Source organism: Pedobacter insulae (genome assembly GCF_900113525.1).
GTDB lineage: Bacteria > Bacteroidota > Bacteroidia > Sphingobacteriales > Sphingobacteriaceae > Pedobacter > Pedobacter insulae.
Window position 1 is genome coordinate 234,765 of the sequence record NZ_FOPP01000007.1, and the last position, 20,105, is coordinate 254,869.

13 protein-coding genes are annotated in these 20,105 nt (G+C 39.1%); 10 read left to right on the plus strand and 3 right to left on the minus strand.

The window, feature by feature from the left end:
* Positions 1–25: 25 nt before the first annotated feature.
* Genes BM207_RS13300 through BM207_RS13310 form a run of 3 tightly spaced genes read left to right on the plus strand, consistent with a single transcriptional unit; the run spans position 26 to position 5,981 of the window.
* Positions 26–3,415, plus strand: a complete 3,390-nt coding sequence (locus tag BM207_RS13300; RefSeq protein ID WP_090994980.1) for a DUF1080 domain-containing protein — start codon at positions 26–28, stop codon at positions 3,413–3,415.
* A gap of 44 nt (positions 3,416–3,459) precedes the next feature.
* Complete coding sequence (locus tag BM207_RS13305) at positions 3,460–4,896, plus strand: Gfo/Idh/MocA family protein (protein WP_090994983.1); 1,437 nt, start codon at positions 3,460–3,462, stop codon at positions 4,894–4,896.
* 2 nt (positions 4,897–4,898) lie between these two features.
* The gene (locus BM207_RS13310; RefSeq protein WP_090994988.1) at positions 4,899–5,981 is read left to right on the plus strand and encodes a Gfo/Idh/MocA family protein; all 1,083 of its coding nucleotides are present in this window, start codon (positions 4,899–4,901) and stop codon (positions 5,979–5,981) included.
* Here the strand turns inward: BM207_RS13310 and mnmA are convergent, their stop codons facing one another.
* On the minus strand, positions 5,982–7,073 hold the full coding sequence (gene mnmA, locus BM207_RS13315; protein ID WP_090994992.1) for a tRNA 2-thiouridine(34) synthase MnmA: 1,092 nt from the start codon (positions 7,071–7,073) through the stop codon (positions 5,982–5,984).
* A gap of 76 nt (positions 7,074–7,149) precedes the next feature.
* The gene (locus tag BM207_RS13320; RefSeq protein ID WP_090994997.1) at positions 7,150–8,184 is read right to left on the minus strand and encodes a LacI family DNA-binding transcriptional regulator; all 1,035 of its coding nucleotides are present in this window, start codon (positions 8,182–8,184) and stop codon (positions 7,150–7,152) included.
* Positions 8,185–8,359: 175 nt separating this feature from the next.
* Between BM207_RS13320 and BM207_RS13325 the strand changes: the two genes are divergently transcribed.
* The 4 genes from BM207_RS13325 to BM207_RS13340 all read left to right on the plus strand — a co-directional run bounded on the left by BM207_RS13325 (position 8,360) and on the right by BM207_RS13340 (position 16,038).
* Positions 8,360–10,639: a GH92 family glycosyl hydrolase gene (locus tag BM207_RS13325; RefSeq protein ID WP_090995001.1), complete on the plus strand. Its 2,280-nt coding sequence runs from the start codon at positions 8,360–8,362 to the stop codon at positions 10,637–10,639.
* Positions 10,640–10,656: 17 nt separating this feature from the next.
* A complete protein-coding gene (topB, locus tag BM207_RS13330) occupies positions 10,657–12,492 on the plus strand; it encodes a DNA topoisomerase III (protein WP_090995004.1) in 1,836 nt (611 codons plus the stop codon).
* A 42-nt stretch (positions 12,493–12,534) separates the two neighbouring features.
* Positions 12,535–13,554, plus strand: a complete 1,020-nt coding sequence (locus BM207_RS13335) for a S66 peptidase family protein (RefSeq protein ID WP_090995009.1) — start codon at positions 12,535–12,537, stop codon at positions 13,552–13,554.
* 93 nt (positions 13,555–13,647) lie between these two features.
* A complete protein-coding gene (locus BM207_RS13340; RefSeq protein WP_090995013.1) occupies positions 13,648–16,038 on the plus strand; it encodes a glycoside hydrolase family 127 protein in 2,391 nt (796 codons plus the stop codon).
* A gap of 49 nt (positions 16,039–16,087) precedes the next feature.
* Here BM207_RS13340 and BM207_RS13345 read toward each other — a convergent pair whose 3' ends face one another.
* A complete protein-coding gene (locus BM207_RS13345; RefSeq protein WP_090995016.1) occupies positions 16,088–16,552 on the minus strand; it encodes an Lrp/AsnC family transcriptional regulator in 465 nt (154 codons plus the stop codon).
* 199 nt (positions 16,553–16,751) lie between these two features.
* Here BM207_RS13345 and BM207_RS13350 point away from each other — a divergent pair, with 199 nt between their 5' ends.
* From BM207_RS13350 to BM207_RS13360, 3 genes are read left to right on the plus strand one after another with little or no spacing between them, the layout of a single operon-like run.
* The gene (locus BM207_RS13350) at positions 16,752–17,780 is read left to right on the plus strand and encodes a PLP-dependent cysteine synthase family protein (RefSeq protein WP_245768109.1); all 1,029 of its coding nucleotides are present in this window, start codon (positions 16,752–16,754) and stop codon (positions 17,778–17,780) included.
* A 25-nt stretch (positions 17,781–17,805) separates the two neighbouring features.
* A complete protein-coding gene (locus tag BM207_RS13355; protein ID WP_090995019.1) occupies positions 17,806–18,252 on the plus strand; it encodes a protein-disulfide reductase DsbD domain-containing protein in 447 nt (148 codons plus the stop codon).
* Positions 18,253–18,261: 9 nt separating this feature from the next.
* Positions 18,262–19,917 (plus strand): protein-disulfide reductase DsbD family protein, encoded by a 1,656-nt coding sequence (locus BM207_RS13360; protein WP_090995021.1) that lies wholly within the window; start codon positions 18,262–18,264, stop codon positions 19,915–19,917.
* Positions 19,918–20,105 lie beyond the last annotated feature (188 nt).

Sequence of the window (20,105 nt, forward strand, 5' to 3'; positions counted from 1 at the left end):
TCTACTTAAACAACACTATATTCAAATGATACGTAAAATATTAGGGATAATGCTTTTTGTGGGCTTATTGCTTCCCAACCTGAGTGCCCAAGAAAAAAAAGACGAACGAACGGTTGCCACTCGCATTGCCGATTTGTTAGCAGAATTGCCTGCTAAAAACACCAACCAATTTAACCGAAACATGAATGATATTACGCAACTTGGTGTTGATGGGTATCATACTTTAATTATCGGGTTAAATTCGAAAGACAATGAATCAGTATTAACTTATGCAATTAATGGGTTTTCTGGTTATGCGAGTCAGCCAGGAAAAGAAAATGCTAGGAAAATAGCCGTTAATGCCTATAAAAAAGCCTTAGTCTCTTTAACTGGAGTACAACATAAAGCATTTATTTTGAGTCAGTTTGATGTAATCGGCACAGATGAAGTTGTTCTTGAAATAGCGCAGTTTTTAACAAACGAGGCTTTAGCCGACGCTGCGTCAAGAGCATTGGCGAAGATTAATACTGACCTTTCAAAAAACACCCTTCTTAAAGCTTTATCATCAGCTAGTGGAAGAGCTAAATTAAGTATTATAGCTGCTTTAGGACATACAGATTTAAAAGCAGCAGGAGCAGTTTTGATCGGTATATTAAATTCTTCTACTGATTCGGACCTCTCAAAAATTACATTGGCAGCGCTTGCCCAATTAGGAGATCCAGCTAATGAACCAGTTTTGCAAAAAGCTGCTGCTAAGGCAGGCTATGCTTACGATGCGACTAATGCATTGTCTTCGTATCTGGTTTTTGCACATAAAATGTTAAACAAGGATAAGGCAACCGCAATTAAAATCGCAAATAACCTTAAAGACCAGTCGGCCAATGTTAGAATTGCTGCCTTAGAAATTATGGCCGCTGCGGCTCCATCTACTCCTTATTTTACTAAAGCTTTAAAAGATCCATCTTTTGCTTACCGTGCTGCCGCCCTAAAAGCTGCACTACCATATTTTAAAACTGAAGAAACAGCGGTTTGGTTAAAAGAATTAAAAAAGGCTGATGCACCGACGCAAGTGCTTCTATTACATTTCTTAGCGGATGCAAACGCACAACAGTCATTGCCAGCTATGCTAAAGCTTACAACAAGTAAAGAACAAGAAGTAAGGTACGTTGCTATTAATACGGCTGCTTCTTTGGGACAGGAACGTGTACTTTCCGATTTTTTAAAGCGCATGAAGAAAGCTGACGCAAGTGATTTACAGGTTTATAGTGATGCTATTTTAAAAATGAAAGGAGAAGATATTACTAAAATTGTTGCTGAGGCACTTCCGAAAACAACACCAAACGTGCAAATAGCGCTTATAAATATATTAGCGGCTAAGGCAGCTACCAGTCAATCTCAGGCAGTTTTTAAGGAATTAACTAACCAAGACTTACAAGTTCAACTAGCAGCTTACGGGGCTCTTAAGCAAGTTGCTTCTGCAGAGCAGTTACCTCAATTATATGTTTTGTTAAATGAAAATAAAACAGCTGAGCAAACCAGAGCTGTTCAAGCTGCTATTATTTCGGCCTTGAAAACCAGTGCTAAAGAAGGACAAGTTGAAGGTGTGCTGACAAAAATGAAAGCATCTCCTGCGGCACAACAAGCATTGTATTATCCAATATTGGCTAGCTTAGGCGGCAAACAAGCTTTAAGCACGATTAATGATGAGTTTAAAAATGGAAGTAATGAAGTTAAGCGCGCAGCTTTAAATTCATTAACAAGTTGGACAAATTTTGAAGCTGCACAAACGTTGATCAATATTGCTAGAACCAGCAAAGATGATGCAACTCTTGATCAGGCAGTAAAAGGCTATTTGAAATTGGTAAAAGCAGCAAATTTACTACCAGAACAACGTTTATTATGCTTAAAAAATGCAATGGAAGTTGCCAAGACTACCGCTCAAAAGCAACAAATCTTAAGGGATGCTGAGCAGGCTAAAACTTTCAACACCTTAGTTTTTGCAAGTAATTATTTAAACGAGGCAAGCTTGCAACAAAATGCAGCTACCACCGTAATGAATGTTGCCTTAGCCGGAAAATATAATGGCGAACTTGTAAAAAACATGCTTAATCAAACCATCTCGGTGATTACTGGCGCTGATAGTGAATATCAAAAAGAGGCAATGAAGAAATATATTGCTGATATGGAAGCTGGTGAAGGTTTTGTTTCTATTTACAATGGAAAAGACTTAACAGGCTGGCAAGGTTTAGTTGGAGATCCTATTAAACGTGCCAAAATGGATGCAAGTACTTTAGCCGCTGCCCAGGAAAAGGCAAATAAGGAAGCTGCCGAAAGCTGGAAGCCAGTAAATGGCGAGCTTCATTTTATGAGTAAAGGAAATAATTTAGCGACCATTAAAAAATATGGCGATTTCGAAATGTTGGTAGACTGGAAAATTATTGATGATAAAAAGGGAGAAGGGGATGCTGGTATTTATTTGCGGGGAACACCGCAAGTACAAATTTGGGATAATGCACGTACAAACGTAGGTGCACAGGTAGGTTCTGGAGGTTTGTATAATAATCAGCTTAACCCAAGCAAGCCATTAAAAGTAGCTGATAACATTCTAGATGAATGGAATACTTTTCGCATTGTTATGATTGCAGACCGGGTAACGGTTTACTTAAACGGTGTTTTGGTGACTGATAATGTGATACTTGAAAATTATTGGGATAGGAAATTACCTATTTTTAATGAAGAGCAAATTGAATTGCAGGCACATGGATCGCCTGTTGCTTATCGCAATATTTTCATCAAAGAACTTCCCAGAACAAAACCTTTTGAATTAAGTGCACAAGAAGTTAAAGAAGGTTATAAGGTTCTATTTGATGGTACGAATATGCATAGTTGGGTTGGTAATACGACCGATTATGTAATAGAAAATGGAAATCTAGCTATTCGTCCTAAACCAGGAAAAGGTTCTGGCGGGAATTTGTTTACCAAAGAGCAATACAGTGATTTCATTTATCGATTTGAGTTTAAGCTTACCCCAGGTGCGAACAACGGTTTGGGCATAAGAGCTCCCTTAGAAGGCGATGCCGCATATGAGGGGATGGAGTTACAGATTCTAGACAATGATGCACCAGTCTATAAAAACTTGAAGCAATACCAATATCATGGCTCTGTTTACGGAGTTTCGGCTGCCAAACGAGGTTTTTTAAAACCAACGGGTGAATGGAACTATCAGGAAGTGGTAGTAAAAGGTCCTAAGATTAAGGTTATTTTAAATGGAGAAACAATTGTGGATGCTGATATTACGGAAGCTCGAAAGAATGGTGCGGCGGATGGACAAAAGCATCCTGGTTTATTAAGGGATGCCGGTCATATCGGCTTTCTAGGTCATGGTTCTCCAGTTGAGTTTAGAAATATTAGAATAAAGGATTTAAGCAAGAAATAATCACTTTGACAAAATTTTCATTTGTTAAAGTTTAATACAAAAGAATGAAAGAAATAACAAAATCCCGTCGTAATTTTATTAAAACTACCGCAATTGCAACCGCCGGATTTATGATTGTTCCTAGGCATGTACTGGGAGGTAAGGGGTTTTTGGCGCCAAGTGACCGTTTAATGGTTGCGGGAGTAGGTGCTGGAGGAAAGGGACAAAGTAATATCGCGAACGTGTTTAACGGAGGAATATCAGATATCGCTTACTTATGTGACGTTGATGATAGGAGGGCGGCAACTACAGTTAGAAATTTCCCTAAAGCCAAGTACTTCAGAGACTATAGGCAGATGCTCGATCAAGAGGCGAAGCATATCGATGCGGTGATTATATCGACTCCGGATCATAACCATGCGATGATTGCCATGGCCGCTATGCAGTTAGGTAAACATGTATATGTTGAAAAGCCACTTACCCACGACATTTATGAGGCAAGAAAATTAACTGAAGCCGCACAACGTTATAAGGTAGTGACCCAAATGGGCAATCAGGGTTCATCAGGTGATGGGGTCCGTAAATTGCAGGACTGGTGTAACGCTGGGCTAATTGGAAAGGTAAAAACCGTGTATTGCTGGACAGACAGGCCGTCGTGGCCTCAAGGTATTTTATGGCCATCAACCAATGGCATTGTCCCGAAAGAGCTAGATTGGGATTTATGGCTGGGCAGTGCGCCAAACAAACCATACATCGAGAAATTGGTGCCTTTTAACTGGCGTGGCTGGTGGGATTATGGAACAGGTGCAATAGGCGATATGGGATGCCATTTAGTAGAACCTCCTTTTAGGGTTTTAGATTTGGATACGCCAATTGATGTACAGTGTAGTGTTGGAAGTATTTATGTAGACGAATTTAAACGTGGCTATTTCCCCGACAGCTGTCCACCATCAAGTCATGTAATCATGACTTTTGCCAAAACAAAACATACCAAAGATAACTTGCAAATTCATTGGATGGACGGGGGAATAAAGCCTGGCCGACCAGAAGAATTATTGCCTAACGAACCATTTGGTGCAAATGGGGTGTTGTTTGAAGGTACAAAAGGTAAAATGATGTGCGACGTTTACGGTGCCAATCCGCGGCTTTTACCGTTAACTAAAAATGCGAGTGACAAGACCAAGCCAAAAATTGCAAGAGTACCTGGTGATGTAAACGGTCATTACACACAATTTGCTGAGGCAGCAAGAGCTGGATATGGCAAAATTGCTTTAAGTTCACCGTTTGAAATTGCTGGTCCGCTTACAGAAACTTTGCTAATTGCTAATTTAGCTATTAGGGGTACGGATGTTCAAATTCCAAAAGCAAATGGTGGCTTTAGTTATCCAGGTAGGGATATTAAGCTTATCTGGGATAAAGAAAATTTAAGGGTAACTAATTTCGATGAAGTTAATCAATTTGTTAAAAGAGAGTATCGTAAGGGTTGGAGCTTAGGCGTATAAAAATGACAGCTCATACAAAAAATATCAGGGTGTTGGTGGTTGGTTGTGGGCATATGGGAGCTTCTCATGCGATAGCCTATCACCAGCTCGCTGGGTTCGAAATATGCGGATTGGTCTCTACGGGTGATAGTAAAATCCTGCTAAATAAGCAATTGGGTGAAATTTATCCCCTTTTCAATGATTTTGAGAGCGCGCTCGTGGTTACTCAACCCGATGCCGTGTGTATTGCTACCTACCCGGATACACATGAGTTGTATGCGGTTAGGGCTTTTGAACATGGGTGTCATGTTTTTATCGAAAAACCCTTGGCCGATACTGTTGAAGGTGCCCAACGTGTTGCTGATGCAGCAAAAAAAGCAGGCAAGAAACTACTGGTTGGTTATATTTTAAGATACCATCCCTCCTGGCAGAAGTTTATTGAACTTGCTAAAGAGATGGGAAAACCTTTAGTAATGAGGATGAACTTGAATCAACAAAGTCACGGGCATAAATGGACCGTACACCGTAATTTAATGAAAAGCTTGAGTCCGATTGTAGATTGCGCCGTGCATTACATCGATGTGATGTGCCAGATGACTGGGAGTAAACCACAGCAAGTTAGTGCAATCGGTGCAAGATTAACAGATGATATTCCTTCATGGAATTATAATTATGGTCAGCTGCAAATTCGCTTTGAAGACGGATCTATTGGCTGGTACGAAGCCGGCTGGGGACCAATGGTGAGTGATAATTCTTTCTTTATCAAAGATGTGTTTGGTCCGAAAGGCTCGGTATCTATTATGGCAGGTGAAGGCACAAAGGCAGGTGAATCTGATGATATCGACTCACATACTAAAACTGAAGCGATCAAAGTGCATTATTCGGATTTAGACGAAGACGATGAGTTTGCAAAAGCCAATGATTGGATAAACTTATCAGATGAATTGAACCATCAAGAATTATGTAGCCGGGAGCAGGAACATTTTTTAAAAGCCATCCAGGAAGACCTTTCTTTAGAAACGGCTACACTGGATGCCATAAACAGTTTGAAAATTGCATTTGCTTGCGACGAGTCTGTAAAGAGCGGGGAAGTAGTGAAGTTATAGTTAAATCAAAAATCCACCACCCAAAAGATCATTTCCCTCATAAAAAACTGCTGATTGACCTGGTGCAATTGCAGAAACATTGTGATCGAATACCACTCTCATTTTATCTTTTTCTTGAACGATAGTGCTTAACATACCAGCATCTTTATAACGGATTTTGGTAATCACATTATCCAAAGGTTCGTTGATATTTTCGTATTTGATTAAATTAATGTTCCTAACCATTGCTTCTTTACGCTCCAACTCATCCGCTTTGCCCAGCACAACAGTGTTGCTTTCAGGTAGAATTTGCGTAACAAACATCGGTTCGCCAAAAGCAACCCCTAGCCCTTTACGTTGGCCAATGGTATAAAACGGATACCCCTTATGTTGCCCAATAACCATCCCGCTGCTATTGATAAAATTACCACCAGCAACACGATCTTCTAAATCTTCAACTTTATGTTTTAGAAAAGCCCGGTAGTCATTATCGGGTACGAAGCAAATCTCATAGCTCTCACTTTTTTTAGCAAGTTCTTCCTGTCCCATGTCCATGGCCATTTGGCGAATGTCTGCTTTAGAAAAGCTACCTAGCGGGAATTTTGTCCGCGATAAATTTTCTTGAGATACCCCCCAGAGTACATAAGACTGATCTTTGTTCTCATCTTTTCCCTTAGAAATAACGTGTCTGCCAGTTTCTAGTTTACGAATATTAGCATAATGTCCTGTAGCAATAAATTCGCAATCGAGTTTATTAGCACGCTTTAACAGCGCTTCCCACTTAATATGGGTATTACATAACACGCATGGGTTGGGAGTACGACCTGCGAGGTATTCGTCAACAAAATTGTCTATCACAAAATCACCGAACTCATCTCTGATATCCAGAATATAATGAGGGAAGCCATAATTTACGGCTAAAGTACGCGCATCGTTAATGCTGTCTAAACTACAACAACCTGTTTCTTTACTCGTTCCGCCTGCAGTAGCATAGTCCCACGTTTTCATAGTAAGGCCAATTACCTCGTATCCCTGTTCATGCAACATTACCGCTGCAACAGAACTGTCAACCCCGCCACTCATGGCTACTAAAATTCTACCGTGTTTACTCATTATTAAAATTCAGATGGCAAAAATACAGGTTTTTGATGAATTAATTTAGGTAGGTAGTCTGAACAATGTAAAATGATTAATTTTTAGGCTGACTTGAAGCCCTGATCTGGAGTTCGGTAGGTAATAAGATCGTCTGGAAAGAGTTGGTATCTTTGCCGTTAATAAGCGAAAGCAGTTGTTGGGCAGCCAGGCTTCCTATTTCAAAAGAGGGTTGATGTACTGTACTTAACGAAGGGTTGAGTACATCTGCCAGATCGGTATTGCTAAAGCCAATAAGCGCAATATCCTTTGGGACACTATACCCCCTTTTATGCAACAAGGCTAAACATTTGGTACTGATGAGGTCGGTCGCTGTAAATATAGCCTTTGGAGAAGGCCTGAAATCCATTAATTCCTGCAAAGCGGTATCAAGCTGCAGGGTTAAGGTTTCTGCATTTGTGGTATCAATAAATTTTATCCAATCGTTATTAAGTTTTATTCCCGAATCTTCTAGCGCTTGTTTATAGCCCTCGAATCTCTTTGTAGCGACACTCAGTTCTGTATCCCAGTTAATATGGGCAATTTTTTTATAGCCGTTATTAATTAGGTGCATTGTAGCATCATAAGCTCCTTTAAAATTATCAACCGCTACTTTATGAGTGTCAATATGTTTACTTAAACGGTCGAATAGTACTACTGGTACACCCAATTCTTGCAAATGGGTGAGGTGACTAAAATCTACAGTTTGATAGGAAGGAGAAATTAATAAGCCATCGATTCCACTGGCATACAGTAAATCAACGTTTGCTTTTTCCTGTTCATACAATTCTTTGCTTTGCATGATGATAATCTGGTAACCTCTTTCTGAGCAGTGCTGATCAATACCATCGAGCATTTGGGCCATAAAATTATTGTCGATCGAGCAAACTAATACACCAATAGACCTACTTTTGCCTTCTTTTAGCCCCCGAGCCATCCTATTTGGAACATAATGATGCTGTTTGGCATAATCTAGTACCAGTTTTTTCGTTTTGGCACCAATTTGATAACTATCTGTTAATGCTCTCGATACGGTAGATGCTGAAATGTTAAGTGCTTTGGCAATATCTTGTAAGGTGATGTTCTTATTCATTGAAAAACCAGTTTGGACAGTTTTGCTTGTTAAAGATACAGATTTAGACGAGTTTATCATGGTTTAGGAAGATTAATAATCCATCATTTATATTACTTTAAATTATTACTAAAACAATTTAGTTTACTCAAAAATTAATATATTCGGGAATTATTTTATACTAGTTATTTTAATTATGAAGAAGTTTATTTTCTATTTCGTTTTATTTTTATCTTTTTCCGCTCAGGCTCAACAAAATTTGGTTAAATATGTTAAGCCCTTAATTGGTACTGAGAAAATGGGACATACATATCCTGGAGCTACTGTTCCTTTTGGCGCTGTACAGTTAAGTCCGGATACTGATACAATTCCTTACGAGGTAAATGGAAAATATAATGGGCAAGTATATAAATATTGTGCTGGTTATAAATATGAAGATAAAACTATAGTTGGTTTTAGCCATACACACTTTAGTGGAACGGGGCATTCGGATTTAGGTGATTTCTTAATTATGCCAACTCAAGGTAAACTTCAAATGAATCCGGGCAAGGCAAGTGATCCTAAAAGTGGATTTAGATCGGCATTTTCTCACGCCAATGAAACTGCGGAGGCAGGTTATTATAAAGTAAAATTGGATGATGATAATATCACGGCAGAGATGACGGCTACTACGCGTGTTGGAATGCATCAATATACTTTTCCAAAATCTGATCAAAGCCATATTATTTTAGATTTAATGGCTGGGATATATAATTATGACGAGAAAACGGTCTGGACCTATGTTCGGGTAGTTAATGATACATTGGTTACAGGATACCGTCAGACTTATGGATGGGCGAGGACACGTACTGTCTATTTTGCCATGAGTTTCTCTAAGAAGTTTAAAAGCTACGGACAAAAAAACTACGATGCCCGTCAGGCCTATCGTGGCTTTTGGGGTAAATTTGATCAGTCGAAGAACTTCCCTGAAGTAGCGGGTAAGAAAGTGAGAATGTACTTTGATTTTGATACCAAGGAAGGGGAGCAAGTGAAAATCAAGTTTGCATTATCTCCGGTAAGCCAGGAAAATGCATTACAGAATATGCGAACTGAAATTCAAGGATGGGATTTTGAAAAGGTTAAAAATCAAGCCCAAGCCACTTGGAACAAAGAGCTGAATAAGATCAATGTGAGTGCATCTGATGATCATAAGACGAACTTTTACACCGCTATGTACCATGCTTTTATTAATCCTACTACCTATACAGATGTAAATGGACAATATAAGGGGTTAGATCAAGGTGTTCACACGGCGAACGGTTTTGTAAATTATACTACCTTCTCTTTATGGGATACCTACCGGGCCTTGCATCCATTTTTTAACCTGATGCAGCCGGCTAGAAATAACGATATGGTAAAATCTATGATGGCTCATTATGAACAAAATTCCTTGCAAATGCTGCCTATTTGGTCGCACTATGCAAACGATAATTGGTGTATGAGCGGTTATCATAGTGTGTCGGTCGTTGCGGATGCTATTATAAAGGGTGTTTATAATGGAGATGCCAATAAAGCATTAGATGCATGTATCGCGACAGCCAATAAACGAAGTTATGAAGGGATTGGATATTATGCTGATTTAGGTTATATCCCAGCAGAGAGAAGTGGTGTTTCTGTATCAAATACTTTGGAGTATGCGTATGATGATTGGGCAATTGCGCAGGTAGCCAAAAAGTTAGGTCGTGACGATGTTTACCAGACCTTTATTAAAAGATCAAATAACTGGAAAAATAACTTTGATCCAGCAATCGGGTTTATGCGTCCCAAGCTAACTGATGGAAGCTTTAAAAAAGAGTTCGACGTATTGAGTACACATGGTCAGGGTTTTATTGAAGGTAATAGCTGGAATTATAGCTTTTTCGTACCTCATGATCCAGTTGGGTTAATGACACAAATGGGTGGGAAAAAGAAATTTGCTGCACGTTTAGATACCTTGTTTACCATGCATTTACCGGATGAATTTTTTGCGGATACTGAAGATATTACCCGTGAAGGAATTATTGGGGGTTATGTACATGGCAATGAACCGGCACATCATGTTGCGTATTTTTACAATTGGACTGATCAAGCTTATAAAACCCAGGCACAGGTTCGTCGCATTCTAAAAATGCAGTATAAACCCACGCCAGATGGATTGGGTGGAAACGATGATTGTGGGCAGATGAGTGCTTGGTATATGTTTTCCTCTTTGGGTTTTTATCCAGTCTCACCGGGGGGCGATGAATATGCTTTGGGCTCGCCATCTGTAAATAATGCAAGTTTAAACTTAGAGAACGGAAAAACCTTTACAGTTGAAGCCATTAACCAAAGCGACAAAAATGTATATGTGCAAAAGGTATTATTAAATGGCAAACAATTAATGAAGCCATTTATTAAACATAGTGATATTGTTGCCGGAGGTAAATTGACATTTTACATGGGGCCAAAACATCGCTAAATTTGTATCTTCGTCGCATGAAGATTGTGATTGCCGAGAAACCCTCCGTAGGTCGTGAATTAGCTAAGGTTTTTGGAGCAACAACTAGAAAGGACGGATACATTGAGGGTAAAGGATATTCCTTTACCTGGGCATTTGGCCATTTATTGCAACTAGCTCCTCCCCAGGATTACGGTTTTATTGGATGGCGTAAGCAACATTTGCCTATGCTGCCTGCCCGATTTAAACTGGCTATTCGCAAAATTAAAACCAAAGATGGTTTTGTAGAGGATCCTGGTGTTAGAAAGCAACTAGATATCATTAAAAAGCTATTTGATGAGGCAACCGAGATTATTGTTGCAACGGATGCCGGGCGTGAGGGTGAGCTTATTTTTCGGTACATCTATTATTTTTTGAAATGTAAGAAACCTTTTAAGAGGTTATGGATTTCTTCTCAAACAGACGAAGCTATTAAAGATGGTTTTAGAAACTTAAAACCTGGTGAAGATTACGATAGCTTATTTAATTCGGCACATTGTAGGTCGGAATCAGATTGGTTGGTAGGGATGAATGCAACACAGGCGCTAAGTATTTCTGCCGGTTCAAGAAGTGTACTTTCTTTAGGTAGGGTTCAAACTCCCACACTTGCAATGATTTGTTCGAGGTATATAGAGGTTAAGAATTTTGTACCTCAAATTTACTACCAAATTGCCATTCAGCTCGATAAAGATGGTCAGCTGTTTAAAGCAATTTCCATTACTAACTTTAAGACTAAAGAAGAGGCACAGCAAGTTTTTGACCAGGTAGAAGATATAGCTGCTGGTTTTGAAAAAGGTGGAAACATTACTGCAGTGGAAGCAAAGCCACGCAAGGAGCCACCTCCGTTATTGCACGATTTAAGTAGCTTACAACAAGAAGCCAACAAAAAGAATGGTTTTACGGCCGATCAAACGCTTAATTTATTGCAGAACCTATACGAAAGTAAACTAGTATCTTATCCCCGTACCGGAAGCCGGTATATAGGAGATGATGTATTTGCGACTATTCCAGGCTTAATTTCAAAACTAACGGATCATCAAGCTTTTGGTAAGCAAGCGGCTTTTTTACAAACCATTAAGTTAAATAAACGCAGTGTCAATGCCAAGAAAGTAACAGATCACCATGCCATATTACCCACTGGAGAGAAAGCATATAATCTAAGTAAAGATCATCAGGCAGTTTATGATATGGTTGTTGGACGGATGATCGAAGCATTTCATCAAGAGTGTATCAAAGAGATCACGAAAATAACTGTTAATTCGGGTTCTATATTTGTTGCAAATGGTACGGTAGTCCAATTTGCTGGTTGGCGTGCTGTATTTAACGATGCTGAAGACGAAAAGAAGGATGAGGACAATCCAGCTCTACCTAAGGTAACTGCAGGCGAGTTGCTCCCGATTGTAAATAAAGCGTTGCTTGAAAAGCAAACTAAGCCGAAGGCGATGTACAATGAAGCGTCTTTGCTGAAAGCCTTAGAAACTTCTGGTAAAGAAATTGAAGATGAAGAGTTGCGTTATGCTATGAAAGATAGTGGTTTAGGTACTCCGGCTACACGCGCAGCAATTATAGAAACGTTGTTAACTCGTGAATATATTATCCGCGAAAAGCGAAACTTAGTGCCTACTCAAAAGGGCTTAGCGGTATACGAGGTGGTGAAGGATAAAAAAATCGCCCAAGCGGAATTAACAGGGCAATGGGAGAAGAGATTGGAAGAAATACGCGCTGGAGCATCTGTTACTGAATTCAAATCTGAGATTTCTGAGTACACCAAAACCATCACGCAAGAGCTATTAGTGGCAGGGGCTGGTTTGGCCGCTCAATTAGCCGACAATTAGTTTATGATTTAATTTATAGTTCAATTTTCTATCTTAGCTTTCATGAACCGTAAAAACTTCCTGGCACTAATTCCTGCAGTAGCACTTTTAAACCCCTTAAAAACTGATGCTAAGTTACCCCTTGTAGAAAGTGCTAGACCAAAGGTGCCACCTTATTTGGTTGAAGGCGATACGATAGGTATTACTTGTCCGGCAGGTTATATTACAGCTGAAGAAATTGAGCCATCGGTTATTCAAATGAAAAGCTGGGGATTTAATGTAGTGATAGGTAAAACAGTGGGAGCAAGAGATTATACTTTTGGTGGCACTGATCAAGAACGTTTGCTAGATTTTCAACAAATGCTTGATGATCCTTCCATTAAAGCTATTATGTGTGCGAGGGGAGGCTATGGAGCAGTTAGAATTGTAGATCAATTAGATTTTAGCGGATTTAGATCGTCACCAAAGTGGATTATTGGTTTTAGCGATATCACTATTTTGCATTGCCATATTAATAGCAATTATAACGTAGCCAGCATTCATTCAAAGATGTGCAATAGTTTTCCGAGCGACTGGGCAACTGCAGAACCCATACAAATTGATACCATAAATTCAATTCAGCAAGCACTGAAAGGTGAGAAAATGAAATACCAAGCTATTTATAATGCCAGCAATAGGCTGGGAATAGCAAAAGGTGAGCTAATTGGTGGTAATTTGCGGTGTATTGAAAACTTAGCCGGGAGTAAATCGGAGATTGAAACAGCAAGAAAAATCTTATTCTTAGAAGATACTGGAGAAGCCTTGTATAGTATTGATAGAATGTTTTTTAACTTAAAAAGAAGCGGTAAATTAAAAAAGCTTAACGGTTTAATTATAGGTGGATTTAAGTTAAAACCTGATGACGGGGCGGATGGGTTTGGAAAAACTTTAGTTGATATTGTGATGGAGAAGGTAGCAGAGTATAATTATCCTGTTTGTTTCGACTTTCCGGTTGGCCATCAGAGAGCTAATTTTGCCTTAAAATGTGGTGTTAAGCATGCGTTAGATATTGGCGTAACTGGGACAATGTTAACAGAATTGTAAATCAAAACTAGTTAAATTATATTTGATACATGTGAATATTCACCTGTTTTTTACCCTTTCAACTCTTTAAATTTATTTTTTAAATCATAGCAGATGAAAACTAAATTTTTAACCATAGTTGCAGGTTTAGCGGTATTTCATGCCGTGGCGCAAAAGAAAAGGGATTACCCAATCCAACCAGTCGCTTTTAAACATGTGCATGTGAATGATAAGTTTTGGGCCCCCAAAATGGAAGTAAATGCCAGCACAACCATTCCGTATACGCTGCAAAAATGTGAGGAAAATGGCCGAATAGATAATTTCTTGATGGCAGCACATGAAATTGAGGAGGTAAAACTATCCCAATTTACTTTTGATGATACCGATGTATATAAAGTAATTGAAGGGGCATCCTATGCAATGCAAGTAAAGAAGGATCCTAAATTAGCGCATTATATAGATTCGCTTATTAATATTATTGGAAGAGCTCAGGAAAAAGACGGTTACTTATATACTTTCAGAACTGCAAATGCCAAAAAGCCGCATGATTGGGTTGGCGCTAAACGATGGGAAAAGGAAGAGGAGCTAAGTCATGAACTTTACAATTCGGGTCACCTTTATGAATCGGCAGCTGCCTATTACGAAGCGACCGGGAAGCGTAAATTGTTAGATATTGCACTTAAAAATGCAGATTTACTGGTCAGAGATTTTGGGCCTGGTAAATTGCAGATTTATCCTGGGCATCAGATTGTTGAAATTGGTTTGGTACGTTTGTACCGTATCACCGGCAATCAAAAATACCTCGATTTAGCTAAGTTTTTTCTTGATGTACGAGGCCCCAAGGGCGATCCTTATAACCAAGCCCAGGCTAAGGTAGTAGATCAAACTACGGCAGTTGGCCATGCGGTAAGGGCAACCTATATGTACACGGGTATGGCAGATGTGGCAGCGTTAACTGGTGATACCAGGTATTTGGCTGCGATAGACAAGATATGGGACGATGTGGTAGGCAAGAAATTATACATTACCGGTGGGATAGGAGCTACCGGGGCAGGAGAAGCTTTTGGGGAAGCTTATCAGCTTCCTAACATGAGTGCTTATGCTGAAACCTGTGCTGCGATTGCAAATGTATATTGGAATAGCCGCATGTTTCAATTACATGGCGATGCTAAATACATCGATGTGTTAGAAAGAACGCTTTACAATGGCTTGCTATCAGGCGTGTCGATAAGTGGCGATCGGTTTTTTTACCCTAATCCCTTAGCATCAATGCATCAACACCAGCGAAGTGCATGGTTTGCCTGTGCCTGTTGTATCTCAAACATGACCCGTTTCTTGCCGTCGGTGCCGGGTTATGTGTATGGTCACAATGAAAATAATTTATATGTTAATTTATTTATGGCTAATAAGGCTGATATTAAATTAACTAGCGGTGAGGTTAATATTACGCAATCAACCGAATATCCATGGAAAGGCCATGTTAAAATCGATGTTTCACCGGTAAAGCCTGCTGTATTTGCTGTTCATGTTCGTATTCCCGGATGGGCTACCAATTCGCCTGTTCCGGGCGATTTATATAGTTACCTCACGCCAACTAAGGGTGAAGTTAAATTATTGCTCAACGGCAAACCGGTTGTTTATAAAATGGTAAAAGGCTATGCGGTTATTGAGCAGAAATGGGCAAAAGGCGACCAGCTAATTTTAGATTTGCCAATGGAAATTCAAAAAGTGATTGCAAATGCAAAGGTTAAAGATGATGTAGGTCGTTTTACCTTTCAGAAGGGTCCTATGGCATATTGCTTAGAAGGTCCAGATAATAAAGATGGATTGGTGCAAAACATTTTGGTTTCAAAAGATGCAAAGGCCTCTGCAGCGTTTAATTCTGCGAAATTGAATGAAATTGAAGAAATATTTGTGGAGGGAACTGGAACAAAGCGCCAAATTGGTACCGATGAATTACTTCAAGTTAACCAAAAAGTAGTAGCGATACCCTATTATGCCTGGGCTAATAGAGGACCAAGTGACATGACAGTCTGGATACCTTACGAGTCAGCTGCCGCAAGGCCTCAACCCGCACCAACCATTGCTTCAAAAAGTAAAGTAAGTTCTTCTTTAAAAAATCCTAGACTATTAGAATCAGTTAGAGATCAATATGAACCGGCAGATTCGAAAGATACCAATTTTCCATATTTGCACTGGTGGCCAAAGAAAAACACTGTAGAGTTTGTAGCATACGATTTTGCTGAGGAAGAAACCGTGTCTGAGTCGGGGGTGTATTGGTATGACGATGGTCCATGGGGCGGCTGCCGAATTCCAACATCTTATAAAGTTTTATACTTATCAGATGGAAATTGGATACCCGTAGAGGTACTCAGCGATTCGGGGATTTCGAAAGATAAGTTTAATACGCTTAAATTTAAACCTGTAAAAACCAAAGCGATTAAAATCGAAGTTCAGCAACCCGAAAATCATTCATCAGGGATACATGAATGGAAAATAAAATAGATTTCTCGTTATTTAAAAAAAGCTAAGTGCCAATGGTACTTAGCTTTTTTTATAAGGGATATGCGGTATCGCTTTTTGCCTCAGACAAGACAAAAAAGCTCTGTACAGTTGTAATGTTTGGAAGTGTAGCTAATTTGGTTCTATAAAAAGTATGGTATGAGTCCATGTCGCTCGTAGCTATTCTTAAGAAGAAATCGTATGCCCCTGTCATTTGCAGGCATTCCATTACTTCTGGAAATTTAGTCACTTCCTTCTCAAACTCATTTAAAGTATCTGCCGCATGGTCATTTAGCAAGACCTGTGAAAAAGCGACTAAGTTACTTCCCACCTTTTTTCTATCTAAAATAGCAACTATTTTCTTTATGTATCCTTGCTCTTTTAGTCTTTTAACACGTTCGTGAATAGTTGCGATAGACTTGTTTAATTTATAAGAAAGCTCCTTATTTGTTAAGGAAGCATCATGTTGGAGTAATTTTAAAATTCCCAAATCAGTTTGGTCAATATTGTTTTGCATAGGCTTGAAAAAAAATCAGGTTTCATATACTGGAGTGATGAATATCTGACAAATTTCTGATTATTTATTAAAATACCATAAAATTTATGGAATAATGGGAAATCATTGTTAGTTAATTCAGATATAGTCAATTTTGCTTCAAGAATTATTGATCGTAAGTCAAGCAAATTATTTCTCCATGATTGTTGAACCAAAAGTAATGTCAGACTCAAAAGCATCTATAGAAGCTAAGTTTAATCACTTGAATAAACTTATTGGAAATACACCGATGCTGAAACTTCACTATACCTATATGGGAAAAAGGGGGTTTGTTTATGTAAAGTGTGAACATTATAATTTAACTGGGAGTATAAAAGATAGGATGGCGTTACATACGCTGTACTTAGCCTATAAAGACGGAAGTATTCAACCGGGGAATCAGCTCATCGAGGCTACCAGTGGCAATACCGGAATCGCATTTGCCGCCATAGGGAGAGCCTTGGGTCACCCCGTAAAAATTATCATGCCAAATTGGTTAAGTAAAGAGCGTATAGATATTATTAAGAGTTTAGGCGCTCAGGTAGAATTGCTTAGCAAGGAGCAAGGTGGATTTTTAGGAAGCATCAAGCTTTCGGAGTTTTATGCAGCGGCTGACCCTAATGTTTTTTTGCCACGGCAATTCGAAAACAAGGCTAACCCTGAAGCACATGAAAAAACAACAGGGGTAGAAATTTGGGAACAGTTAACTAATTTAAATATTATTCCAGAAGCTTTTGTAGCAGGAGTTGGAACTGGAGGTACTATTATGGGTGTTGGCAAGTATCTTAAATCGAAAAATCCGTTAATTAAAATCCATCCATTAGAGCCTGCTGAGTCTCCAACATTAACCACAGGTTATAAAGTGGGTAGTCATCGTATTCAGGGGATATCAGATGAATTTATACCTGAAATTGTGAACCTTGCTGACCTTGACTCGGTGATTCAGGCGAATGATGGTGATGCAATTTTGATGGCGCAAAAGTTGGCCACCCAATTAGGACTGGCAGTTGGTATTTCATCTGGAGCAAATGTAATTGGGGCAATTAAATTGCAACAAGCTTTAGGTGAAAATAGCGTGGTTGTGACCATTTTATCTGATAGTAATAAAAAATACCTGAGTACCGATTTAATGAAAAATGAACCAATAAAAGAGGGCTATCTAAGTCCAGACACACAGTTTATTGATTACGAAGCAATAGACAGATTATAACCCTAATATTTATAAGAACCACAAAATGAGAAAACTAATCTTTACACTAACGGCAGCTCTTTTTAGCTTAACCAGTTATGCACAAATTGAAAAGCCGGTAACCTGGAGCTATGCTGCAAAGAAAACGAGCGCTACCGAGGCAATCATTTATTTAAAAGCTACGATTGAAGACGGATGGCATCTTTATTCGCAATTTGTTAAAGCAGGCGGTCCGGTTAAAACAACCATCACGTTTGATAAATCCCCACTATTTACACTAGTTGACAAAACTACAGAACCAAAGCCAATCACAAAATTTGAGTCAACCTTCAATATGAATGTAAGTTATTTCGAAAAATCTGTGATTTTTCAACAAAAGGTTAAACTAAAGGGCAAAACAGCTTTGGTTAAAGGCAAATTGGAATTTATGGTTTGTGATGATCATCAATGTTTGCCTCCAGAAGAAATCGCTTTTAGTGTTTCGATTAAATAGAGCACTATTATGAAATTTAAATATGTCATAGGACTTTTCCTATTTATGTTAATGAGCAATCTTTCGGTTGCTCAAAACACAGACAGTGTAAATATTGACGAACTGGAATTTACAGAAGTAACACCTGAGGAAGATATCGTTACTGCAGCCGATTCTGGAACTGTTTTAAAAGAAGCAAAAGTTGAACCTTTAAATGAGGTCAAAAAAGCAACCACAAAGGCGGAAGACACAACACTTTTCGGTATTTTTATCTCAGGTTTTGTTGGGGGACTTGCGGCTTTATTAATGCCGTGTATTTTTCCGATGTTGCCGCTAACGGTAAGCTTTTTCACTAAAGGAGCCGCAAAGGGAAGTGCCTTTGGAAAGGCAGCCCTATATGGATTCTTTATCATCTTAATCTACGTTGTATTAGGATTGTTGGTTACCGTTATTTTTGGGTCCGATGCTTTAAATAGCCTATCAACCAATGGTATTTTTAACTTTTTCTTCTTCCTCTTACTCGTTCTTTTCGGAGCGTCATTTTTGGGAGCTTTTGAAATTACCCTTCCTTCAAAATGGGTGAATAAAATGGATGAAAACTCTGATAAAGGGGGATTAGCAGGGCTGTTCTTCATGGCAGGCACGCTGGCGTTGGTTTCATTTTCATGTACTGGCCCGATCATAGGCACGTTGTTAGTACAGGCCGCCACTACGGGCGCTTTATTAGGCCCTGCCGTAGGGATGTTTGGTTTTTCGTTTGCGTTAGCAATTCCCTTCGCATTATTTGCGCTTTTTCCCTCTGCAATGAACGCATTACCAAAATCTGGAGGATGGTTAAATAGCGTAAAGGTGGTATTAGGTTTCTTAGAATTAGCCTTTGCACTCAAATTTTTGAGCAATGTAGATTTAGCTTACCACTGGGAATGGTTTGATCGCGAAGTGTTTTTAGTCTTATGGATTACCTTATTTGCTCTTATGGGCTTTTACTTATTAGGTAAATTAAAATTTGCCCACGATAGTGATCTCAAATTTCTATCCTTTCCACGCCTTTTAATGGCAACGATTGTATTTGCTTTTACTTTATATCTGGTTCCTGGACTGTGGGGAGCCCCACTGCGTTCAGTTTCTGCATTTTTACCGCCTCAGGAAACGCAAGACTTTGATTTGTACACTGCTTCTTTAATAGGTTCATCAAACATTAATAAGACAACCGATGGCGCACCACATAAGTATGCTGATATTTTTCACGCACCATTAAAGTTGAACGCATTTTTTGACTATGATGAGGGGATTGCTTACGCAAAAAAGGTAAACAAACCTGTATTAATTGATTTTACTGGACATGCTTGTGTAAATTGCCGGAAGATGGAAGCCAATGTTTGGCCAGATCCTACAGTTCGTCAAATGATTAACAATGATTACGTACTAATTCAACTGTACGTTGATGATAAAACGGAGTTAGCTCCGGCAGATGTGGTTATAAATGCAAAAGGAAAATCATTAACTACAATCGGTAAAAAGTGGAGTGATTTGCAAGCTTCGAAATTTAACTCGAACTCACAACCATTCTACGTGCTATTAGATCCCAAAACAGAACAATTATTGGCAACCCCACAGGGCGCCAATTATGAAATAGAAAATTATAAAATGTTTTTAAGCAGCGGCCTCAAGGCATATGTGAAATAACATAGACGACATTCGGCCTTTAGTAAGTTGGATAAATTTAGATAATTTAGTTATTAGTTAGTAATAAGGGCAATGTTGGATGACTTGCCCTTATTTTGTGCGCCAGGCATGGGTATGCGCTATAGGGTGAAAGTCCCGAATACGCCTTTACAGTAGGAAGTATTAGCCAAGAGCAAGGGTGTCGTGGG

Excerpts from the sequence above, each read along its gene's own strand:
- BM207_RS13300 (WP_090994980.1), top strand. The coding sequence starts at position 26 with ATGATACGTAAAATATTAGGGATAATGCTTTTTGTGGGCTTATTGCTT.
- BM207_RS13305 (WP_090994983.1), top strand. The coding sequence starts at position 3,460 with ATGAAAGAAATAACAAAATCCCGTCGTAATTTTATTAAAACTACCGCA.
- BM207_RS13355 (WP_090995019.1), top strand. The coding sequence starts at position 17,806 with ATGAGAAAACTAATCTTTACACTAACGGCAGCTCTTTTTAGCTTAACC.
- BM207_RS13320 (WP_090994997.1), bottom strand. The coding sequence starts at position 8,184 with ATGAATAAGAACATCACCTTACAAGATATTGCCAAAGCACTTAACATT.
- BM207_RS13335 (WP_090995009.1), top strand. The coding sequence starts at position 12,535 with ATGAACCGTAAAAACTTCCTGGCACTAATTCCTGCAGTAGCACTTTTA.
- mnmA (WP_090994992.1), bottom strand. The coding sequence starts at position 7,073 with ATGAGTAAACACGGTAGAATTTTAGTAGCCATGAGTGGCGGGGTTGAC.
- BM207_RS13340 (WP_090995013.1), top strand. The coding sequence starts at position 13,648 with ATGAAAACTAAATTTTTAACCATAGTTGCAGGTTTAGCGGTATTTCAT.
- BM207_RS13310 (WP_090994988.1), top strand. The coding sequence starts at position 4,899 with ATGACAGCTCATACAAAAAATATCAGGGTGTTGGTGGTTGGTTGTGGG.
- BM207_RS13345 (WP_090995016.1), bottom strand. The coding sequence starts at position 16,552 with ATGCAAAACAATATTGACCAAACTGATTTGGGAATTTTAAAATTACTC.
- topB (WP_090995004.1), top strand. The coding sequence starts at position 10,657 with ATGAAGATTGTGATTGCCGAGAAACCCTCCGTAGGTCGTGAATTAGCT.
- BM207_RS13350 (WP_245768109.1), top strand. The coding sequence starts at position 16,752 with ATGTCAGACTCAAAAGCATCTATAGAAGCTAAGTTTAATCACTTGAAT.
- BM207_RS13360 (WP_090995021.1), top strand. The coding sequence starts at position 18,262 with ATGAAATTTAAATATGTCATAGGACTTTTCCTATTTATGTTAATGAGC.
- BM207_RS13325 (WP_090995001.1), top strand. The coding sequence starts at position 8,360 with ATGAAGAAGTTTATTTTCTATTTCGTTTTATTTTTATCTTTTTCCGCT.